Origin of the sequence: Pseudomonas sp. B1-22 (assembly GCF_050474425.1) — a bacterium.
In the GTDB taxonomy this organism is placed as follows: Bacteria; Pseudomonadota; Gammaproteobacteria; order Pseudomonadales; family Pseudomonadaceae; genus Pseudomonas.
In genome coordinates this window covers 635,093-642,991 of the sequence record NZ_JBCHVH010000006.1, presented here as the reverse complement: position 1 = coordinate 642,991, position 7,899 = coordinate 635,093, and the positions used below count along the sequence as shown (strand labels likewise).

At 58.9% G+C, this 7,899-nt stretch carries 10 protein-coding genes and 4 tRNA genes; all 14 read left to right on the top strand.

The window, feature by feature from the left end; translation table 11 throughout:
- Positions 1–192 precede the first annotated feature (192 nt).
- The 14 genes from birA (at position 193) to rplL (ending at position 7,742) form a co-directional block, all read left to right on the top strand.
- A complete protein-coding gene (gene birA / locus ACQ5BL_RS25015) occupies positions 193–1,137 on the top strand; it encodes a bifunctional biotin--[acetyl-CoA-carboxylase] ligase/biotin operon repressor BirA (RefSeq protein WP_243805125.1) in 945 nt (314 codons plus the stop codon).
- Positions 1,127–1,876, top strand: coding sequence for a pantothenate kinase (locus ACQ5BL_RS25010; protein ID WP_243805126.1), 750 nt, complete (start codon positions 1,127–1,129; stop codon positions 1,874–1,876). Before birA ends, ACQ5BL_RS25010 begins: the two co-directional genes overlap by 11 nt.
- A gap of 9 nt (positions 1,877–1,885) precedes the next feature.
- A complete protein-coding gene (locus tag ACQ5BL_RS25005; RefSeq protein ID WP_243805127.1) occupies positions 1,886–2,566 on the top strand; it encodes an SPOR domain-containing protein in 681 nt (226 codons plus the stop codon).
- Between the two features lie 141 nt (positions 2,567–2,707).
- A tRNA-Tyr gene (locus tag ACQ5BL_RS25000) sits at positions 2,708–2,792 on the top strand.
- Between the two features lie 25 nt (positions 2,793–2,817).
- Positions 2,818–2,891 (top strand) — tRNA-Gly (locus ACQ5BL_RS24995).
- 19 nt (positions 2,892–2,910) lie between these two features.
- Positions 2,911–2,986 (top strand) — tRNA-Thr (locus tag ACQ5BL_RS24990).
- An 83-nt stretch (positions 2,987–3,069) separates the two neighbouring features.
- Positions 3,070–4,263, top strand: coding sequence for an elongation factor Tu (gene tuf / locus ACQ5BL_RS24985; protein ID WP_065327628.1), 1,194 nt, complete (start codon positions 3,070–3,072; stop codon positions 4,261–4,263).
- Positions 4,264–4,316: 53 nt separating this feature from the next.
- Positions 4,317–4,392, top strand: a tRNA-Trp gene (locus ACQ5BL_RS24980).
- A 44-nt stretch (positions 4,393–4,436) separates the two neighbouring features.
- A complete protein-coding gene (gene secE, locus ACQ5BL_RS24975; protein WP_207888468.1) occupies positions 4,437–4,805 on the top strand; it encodes a preprotein translocase subunit SecE in 369 nt (122 codons plus the stop codon).
- A 9-nt stretch (positions 4,806–4,814) separates the two neighbouring features.
- Positions 4,815–5,348, top strand: a complete 534-nt coding sequence (gene nusG / locus ACQ5BL_RS24970; protein WP_015475310.1) for a transcription termination/antitermination protein NusG — start codon at positions 4,815–4,817, stop codon at positions 5,346–5,348.
- Between the two features lie 119 nt (positions 5,349–5,467).
- The gene (gene rplK / locus ACQ5BL_RS24965) at positions 5,468–5,899 is read left to right on the top strand and encodes a 50S ribosomal protein L11 (protein ID WP_017516427.1); all 432 of its coding nucleotides are present in this window, start codon (positions 5,468–5,470) and stop codon (positions 5,897–5,899) included.
- Entirely contained in the window at positions 5,899–6,594 is a 696-nt protein-coding gene (rplA, locus tag ACQ5BL_RS24960) for a 50S ribosomal protein L1 (RefSeq protein WP_017516428.1), read from the top strand. Before rplK ends, rplA begins: the two co-directional genes overlap by 1 nt.
- Positions 6,595–6,796: 202 nt before the next feature.
- Entirely contained in the window at positions 6,797–7,297 is a 501-nt protein-coding gene (rplJ, locus tag ACQ5BL_RS24955) for a 50S ribosomal protein L10 (RefSeq protein ID WP_015475313.1), read from the top strand.
- Between the two features lie 76 nt (positions 7,298–7,373).
- Positions 7,374–7,742 (top strand): 50S ribosomal protein L7/L12, encoded by a 369-nt coding sequence (gene rplL / locus ACQ5BL_RS24950; protein WP_015475314.1) that lies wholly within the window; start codon positions 7,374–7,376, stop codon positions 7,740–7,742.
- The last annotated feature ends 157 nt before the right edge of the window (positions 7,743–7,899 follow it).

The window sequence follows — 7,899 nt, the reverse complement described above, 5'->3', positions numbered from 1 at the left end:
CGACGCATCGCCGATGGTAGTGTGGGGTTTCCCCATGTGAGAGTAGGTCATCGTCAAGCGCCTATCCCAAAGCCCCTGGTCAGCATCGCTGGCCGGGGGCTTTGCTTTTGCGCGCGGGAAAGTGGGCCATTGCCGCGTAGGCAATTCAGGCATGCCTCTATATGATGCGTGCCTGACTGTTGCGGGGGTGGTATGCAGACCTTGCTGAAATTGCTGAGCGATGGCCGCTTTCATTCCGGAGAAGAGCTGGGTGCTCTCCTTGGAGTAAGTCGCAGCGCTGTCTGGAAGCGCCTTGAGGGCTTTGAGCGAGACTACGGTATGGTCGTGCAGCGAGTGCGCGGTCGCGGCTATCGCCTGGAAGAACCTCTGAGCATCATCTCGGCCAGGTCCGATTCCGGCCCATGGCCTCTTGATGTCCTGTTTTCGATCGACTCCACCAATGCTGAGGTTCTGCGACGCCTTTCTGCCGGCGCCGTGGCGCCGTTTGCCATTCTGGGCGAGCGGCAGACCGCAGGGCGGGGGAGGCGAGGTCGGCAATGGGAGAGTCCGTTCGGCGCGAACCTTTATTACACCCTGGGCATTACTGTGCGTGGTGGTGCGCAAGAGCTTGAAGGGATGAGCCTGGTGATTGGCCTTGCAGTAGCGAAGGTGATCCAGGATATGGGGGTGAAGGATGTCGGCCTCAAGTGGCCAAATGATGTCCTGGTCGGTGGCAAGAAGATCGCCGGTATTCTGCTGGAGCTCACGGGAGATCCGGCTGACATCTGCAGTGTTGCCATCGGCATCGGCATCAATGTGAACATGCGCAAGGCAGATGCCATCGATCAGCCCTGGACCTCGGTGCGAGAGGCGCTGGGCAGGCTGGTTGATCGTAATGAGCTATTGCAGGCACTGGAGTCGCAAGTTGCGCAGGCGCTTTCCCGTCATCGTGAGCGCGGTTTCGCCGCTAGCCGCGAAGAGTGGGAGTGCCTTCACCTATGGCAGGGGCGGCAGGTCACGCTGTCTACTGCCGCCAAAAATATCGTTGGGCGCGCTCTTGGCATCGATGAGAGGGGCGCACTGCGTCTCCTGGTGGATGGCGAGGAGCAGAGCTACAGCGGAGGCGAGCTGAGTCTGAGGTTGTCGGATGATTCTTGAGTTGGATTGCGGAAACAGCCTGATCAAATGGCGGGTGGTCAGAAAGCACGACCTGGTGACCGTCGCTGGAGGCGTGGCTGACTCCGATCGGGCGCTGCTCGAGCAGCTACAGGCGAGCGGGGTGGTGGATATTCGCTACTGCCGTATGGTCAGCGTACGCAGTGAGCAGGAAACCGATGCGCTTCGTATCAGCCTGGAAGGCGCTTTTCCCATAACGGTTCAGATTGCTGCACCGGCGACCGAGCTCAGTGGTGTGGTGAATGGCTATCGCGAGTACCAGCGGCTCGGGATGGACCGTTGGTTGGCTCTGGTTGCTGGTCATTGCCTGGCGGGGCGTGGCTGCCTGGTGCTCGATCTCGGTACTGCAGTCACTTCCGACCTGGTCGACGCTGCCGGCAACCACCTGGGAGGCTACATTGCGCCTGGTATGCCGCTGATGCGCAGCCAGCTGCGCACGCATACTCGTCGAATTCGCTATGACGACGAGGCGGCCCATGAGGCACTGCAGAACTTGCTGCCGGGCCAGGAGACTTCCGAAGCGGTGGAGCGCGGTTGCGTGCTGATGTTGCGCGGATTCGTACGGGAGCAGATCGAGCTGGCCAACAAGCTGCTGGGTGACGATTGCGCTGTCTATCTGACCGGGGGCGACGCCGAGCTGGTCAAGGATGAGTCCGCTCGAGCTGTTGTACTTCCGGATCTGGTATTTCTCGGCCTGGCGCTTGCCTGTCCGATCGAGTGAGTCTGATCGATGCGTTGGTTCTTCCTTTTTCTACTCGCCCTCAACGTCTTCTATTACGTCTGGCATCAACAGCAAGCGCCTCTCCGTCCGAAGGAGATCGCGCCGCTCAGCCTATTTCACAGCGAGCAGAAGAATATTCGACTGCTCAGCGAGTCCGCCGAGGCGCCCCAGCGTCGCCAGACAGATGAAAAGCCGGCAACCGCTCCCGCTTCCGCTTGCACATACCTGGGCAGCTTCCCGGCCCAGGATCGTGCCAAGCAGTTGGTTCAGCGCTTGCTGAGCCTGGATGTGCAGGCTTCGGTGCAGGCGGTGAATGCGGCCGCCGGCATGGATTACTGGGTATATCTGCCGCCCCTGGCTTCGCGCCAGGCGTCTCTGTGGCAACTTCGCGAGCTGCAGGCGCGCAAGATCGACAGCTACATCATTACCGAGGGCGATCTCACGGACGGCATTTCCCTGGGGATATTCCAGCGCAAGGACTCCGCGGACAGCATCGTGGAGCGCCTGAAGGCGGCGGGCTACGACGCGCTGATCCGCGAACTGGCTCGTTCGCAGCATGATTACTGGGCGCAGGTCGCTCCGGAAAGCGGCCGCCTGGTGGATGACTCCCTGGTGCGCCAGCTGGCTTCGGATTTCCCCGAATTGCAAAAACAAACAATGCCGTGCAAAAGCGTTGCAAGCCCTCAATAGTTTGAATAGAATAGCGCCCGCTTCACAGGGGTGACCTGAAAAGGTTGAACACTTGAAGCCGTTGTCGAAGAGCTAAGCTCAAGTTTTTTAAAGAAAAACAGTTGACAACGCGGTGGCAGGCTGTAGAATGCCGCCTCACTCGGAGGGGTTCCCGAGCGGCCAAAGGGATCAGACTGTAAATCTGACGTCTCAGACTTCGAAGGTTCGAATCCTTCCCCCTCCACCAGTTTCAAGCGTGAGCTGCAAGCTCCGCGGGTATAGTTCAGTGGTAGAACCTCAGCCTTCCAAGCTGATGATGCGGGTTCGATTCCCGCTACCCGCTCCAAGTTTGTTGCTTATGTCTTGCTCATGTAGCTCAGCTGGTAGAGCACACCCTTGGTAAGGGTGAGGTCAGCGGTTCAAATCCGCTCATGAGCTCCATCTCGCAAAGGCAGATATGAAAATATCTGCCTTTGTTTTAATGGTGACGTGACTTTCTCAATTCCTTACGGGAGGCGGTCAAGATGGCTAAAGAAAAGTTTGAGCGTAACAAGCCGCACGTAAACGTCGGCACCATCGGTCACGTTGACCACGGTAAAACCACTCTGACCGCTGCTCTGACCAAGGTCTGCTCCGAGACCTGGGGTGGCTCCGCTCGCGCTTTCGACCAGATCGACAACGCGCCGGAAGAGAAGGCTCGTGGTATCACCATCAACACCTCTCACGTTGAATACGACTCGCCCGTTCGCCACTACGCGCACGTAGATTGCCCGGGCCACGCCGACTACGTGAAGAACATGATCACCGGTGCTGCGCAGATGGACGGCGCGATCCTGGTTTGCTCGGCAGCTGACGGCCCCATGCCGCAGACCCGCGAGCACATCCTGCTGTCCCGTCAGGTAGGCGTTCCTTACATCGTCGTGTTCCTGAACAAGGCCGACATGGTTGACGACGCCGAGCTGCTGGAACTGGTCGAGATGGAAGTTCGCGATCTGCTGAACACCTACGACTTCCCGGGCGACGACACTCCGATCGTGATCGGTTCCGCTCTGATGGCTCTGAACGGCCAGGACGACAACGAGATGGGCGTTTCCGCCGTGCGCAAGCTGGTAGAAACCCTGGACTCCTACATCCCCGAGCCGGTTCGTGCAATCGACCAGCCGTTCCTGATGCCGATCGAAGACGTGTTCTCGATCTCCGGTCGTGGCACCGTGGTAACTGGCCGTGTTGAGCGTGGCATCGTCAAGGTTCAGGAAGAAGTGGAGATCGTCGGCATCAAGGCGACCACCAAGACCACCTGCACCGGCGTTGAAATGTTCCGCAAGCTGCTCGACGAAGGTCGTGCTGGTGAGAACGTCGGCGTCCTGCTGCGCGGCACCAAGCGTGAAGACGTAGAGCGTGGCCAGGTTCTGGCCAAGCCGGGCACCATCAAGCCGCACACCAAGTTCGAGTGCGAAGTGTACGTGCTGTCCAAGGAAGAAGGTGGTCGTCACACCCCGTTCTTCAAGGGCTACCGTCCGCAGTTCTACTTCCGTACCACCGACGTAACCGGCAACTGCGAACTGCCGGAAGGCGTTGAGATGGTAATGCCGGGCGACAACGTGAAAATGGTTGTCACCCTGATCGCTCCGATCGCCATGGAAGATGGCCTGCGCTTCGCGATCCGCGAAGGCGGCCGTACCGTTGGCGCCGGCGTGGTTGCCAAGATCATCGAGTAATCGATTGATCTTTTCCCCTCGGGCCGGCATAATGGTCGGCCTGACTTTGTTCTAGGCCAGTAGCTCAATTGGCAGAGCGGCGGTCTCCAAAACCGCAGGTTGGGGGTTCGATTCCCTCCTGGCCTGCCAGATTCCTCAAGATCTGGCACTTCTTTAAACGGGATTCCTAGCAGATGAATGCGAAGGTAGAAGCCAAAGAGTCGCGTCTCGATCTCTTGAAGTGGCTTGTGGTTGCGGTGCTGGTTGTGGTGGCAGTGGTTGCCAACCAGTATTACTCAGCGCAACCGATCTTCTACCGCGTTCTCGGCATTCTCGTTATGGCGGCTGCTGCAGGCTTCCTCGCGCTGCAGACCGTCAAGGGGCGTGCATTCTTTACTCTGGCTAAAGAAGCTCGCGCCGAGATTCGCAAGGTAGTATGGCCGTCTCGTCAAGAGACAACTCAGACCACGCTGATCGTAGTGGCAGTAGTGCTGGTAATGGCGCTGGTGCTTTGGGGGCTCGACTCCCTGCTGGGTTGGCTGGTTTCCATGATCGTAGGTTAAGGGTGTTCCGTGGCTAAGCGTTGGTACGTTGTGCATGCCTACTCGGGTTACGAGAAGCATGTCATGCGCTCGCTGATCGAGCGGGTCAAACTGGCCGGCATGGAAGACGGGTTTGGTGAGATTCTCGTCCCCACCGAAGAAGTCGTGGAGATGCGGAACGGCCAGAAGCGCAAGAGTGAGCGCAAGTTCTTCCCTGGCTATGTCCTGGTGCAGATGGAGATGAACGAGGGTACTTGGCACCTGGTCAAGGACACTCCTCGCGTCATGGGCTTCATTGGTGGTACTGCCGATAAACCGGCTCCGATCACCGACAAGGAGGCTGATGCCATCCTGCGTCGCGTCGCTGATAGTGGTGACAAGCCCAAGCCGAAGACCCTGTTCGAGCCGGGCGAGACCGTTCGTGTTATCGATGGTCCGTTCGCTGACTTCAACGGTGTCGTCGAAGAAGTTAACTACGAAAAGAGCCGCATCCAGGTCGCTGTGCTCATTTTCGGTCGCTCTACTCCGGTAGAGCTGGAGTTCAGCCAGGTAGAGAAGGTCTAACTGGCACAATGAATCCCTCACCCCGCAGCCCTAGGCTGCGGGGTTTTGTCGTCATTGGGATATACGCGAAAGCAACCGGGGAGCCCGTCAGGGCGCTTGACCCGCATTTGGAGTAGCAAATGGCTAAGAAAATCCAGGCTTATATCAAGCTGCAAGTAAAGGCCGGCCAGGCCAACCCGTCGCCGCCCGTCGGCCCGGCTCTGGGTCAGCACGGCGTGAACATCATGGAGTTCTGCAAGGCGTTCAACGCCAAGACCCAGGGCATGGAACCTGGTCTGCCGACTCCTGTGATCATCACCGTTTACAGCGACCGCAGCTTCACCTTTGAAACCAAGAGCACCCCGGCATCCGTTCTGCTGAAAAAAGCAGCCGGCATCACCAGCGGCTCCGCTCGTCCGAACTCCCAGAAAGTGGGCACCGTTACCCGTGCTCAGCTGGAAGATATCGCCAAGGCCAAGCAGGCTGACCTGACCGCTGCTGACCTGGACGCTGCCGTACGTACCATCGCTGGCTCCGCGCGCAGCATGGGCCTGAACGTGGAGGGTGTGTAATGGCTAAGCTGACCAAGCGTCAAAAGGCTATCGCCGAGAAGGTTGAAGCTGGCAAGCAATACGGCTTCGAAGACGCCGCCAAACTGCTGGCCGAACTGTCGACCATCAAGTTCAAGGAATCCGTAGACATCGCCATCAATCTGGGCGTTGATCCGCGTAAATCCGACCAGGTCGTACGTGGCGCCACCGTTCTGCCGAACGGTACCGGCAAATCCGTACGCGTTGCCGTCTTCACCCAGGGGCCTGGTGTTGAAGCTGCCCTGGCTGCCGGTGCAGACAAGGTCGGCATGGACGAACTGGCTGCCGAAATGAAAGCCGGCGACCTGAACTACGACGTCGTCATCGCCTCCCCGGACGCGATGCGTGTTGTTGGCCAGCTGGGCCAGGTTCTCGGCCCGCGCGGTCTGATGCCGAACCCGAAAGTCGGCACCGTGACCCCGGACGTCGCTACCGCTGTCAAGAACGCCAAGGCCGGTCAGGTACGTTTCCGTACCGACAAGAACGGCATCATCCACGCTTCCGTTGGCAAGATCGACTTCGAGCCGGTCAAGCTGAAGCAGAACGTGGAAGCGCTGCTGAGCGATCTGAAGCGTCTGAAGCCGTCCTCCTCGAAGGGCGTGTACGTTCAGCGCGTTACCCTGAGCACCACCATGGGCCCGGGTCTGCAGATCGATCAGGCTTCGCTGGAAGGCTGATGAACTAAGTCGAGCAGTGGGTTCGCCCACTGTTCGCAGGTATTGGGGTCCCTGCCTGGCGGGGGCTATCCAAGACCGTAGGCGGCGCAAGCCTTAAACCTCAAGCCTACGCAGATGGTGCTCCCGATTCGTTTACCGAATCAGACACCAAAACGCCGTCCGGCTCCGGCTGGACGAATCGGTAACATCCAGGAGTAAACCCGTGGCAATTAAACTCGAAGACAAGAAGGCCATCGTCGCTGAAGTCAACGAGGCTGCCAAAGCCGGTCTGTCCGCTGTCGTGGTTGATGCACGCGGCGTGACTGTCGGCGCAATGACCGGACTCCGTAAAGAGGCCCGCGCAGCTGGTGTGTACGTGAAAGTCGTACGTAACACCCTGCTCAAGCGCGCCGTTGAAGGCACTCAGTTTGAAGTGCTCAACGACGTGTTCAAGGGCCCGACCCTGATTGCTTTCTCCAACGAACATCCGGGCGCTGCCGCTCGTATCTTCAAGGAGTTTGCCAAGGGTCAGGACAAGTTCGAGATCAAGGCGGCCGCGTTCGAGGGTCAGTTCCTCGCAGCCAATCAGATCGACGTGCTGGCGACCCTGCCGACCTACAACGAAGCTGTTGCACAGCTGATGAGCGTGATCCAAGGCGCTACCAGCAAGCTGGCTCGTACTCTGGCGGCAATTCGCGATCAGAAAGAAGCTACCGCAGCCTAAGGCTCGGCATCTGCTTTCAACCTTTTTTGTTTAATTCGATGGCCTTAGGCCGTCACCCAATACAGGAATTAGAGTCATGGCTCTGACCAACGAAGACATCATCTCCGCCGTATCCGAAATGTCCGTCATGCAGATCGTTGAACTGATCAAGGCGATGGAAGAGAAGTTCGGCGTTACCGCTGCTGCCGCTGTTGCTGCTGGCCCGGCTGTTGCCGCTGCCGCTGCTGAAGAGCAGACCGAGTTCACCATCGTCCTGGCCGAAGCTGGCGACAAGAAAGTGAACGTGATCAAGGTCGTTCGTGAACTGACCGGTCTGGGCCTGAAAGAAGCCAAGGCTGTCGTTGACGGCGCCCCGGGCGTGGTCAAGGAAGGCGCTTCGAAAGAAGAAGCCGAAGCTGCCAAGAAAGCCCTGGAAGAAGCAGGCGCCAAGGTCGAGCTCAAGTAAGTTCGGACCTTGCGTCTACAGCCCGAGCGTCAAGCGACAGGCTGACGGCTGGTGGCAATTGCCACCGGCCTTTTTCCGTTATGGGTGGGGTGCCGTGGGTGCCCCTCCATAACGCGAAAATCCCGCCCGAGGGCGGCGCAAACCGAGGGTTTGCACG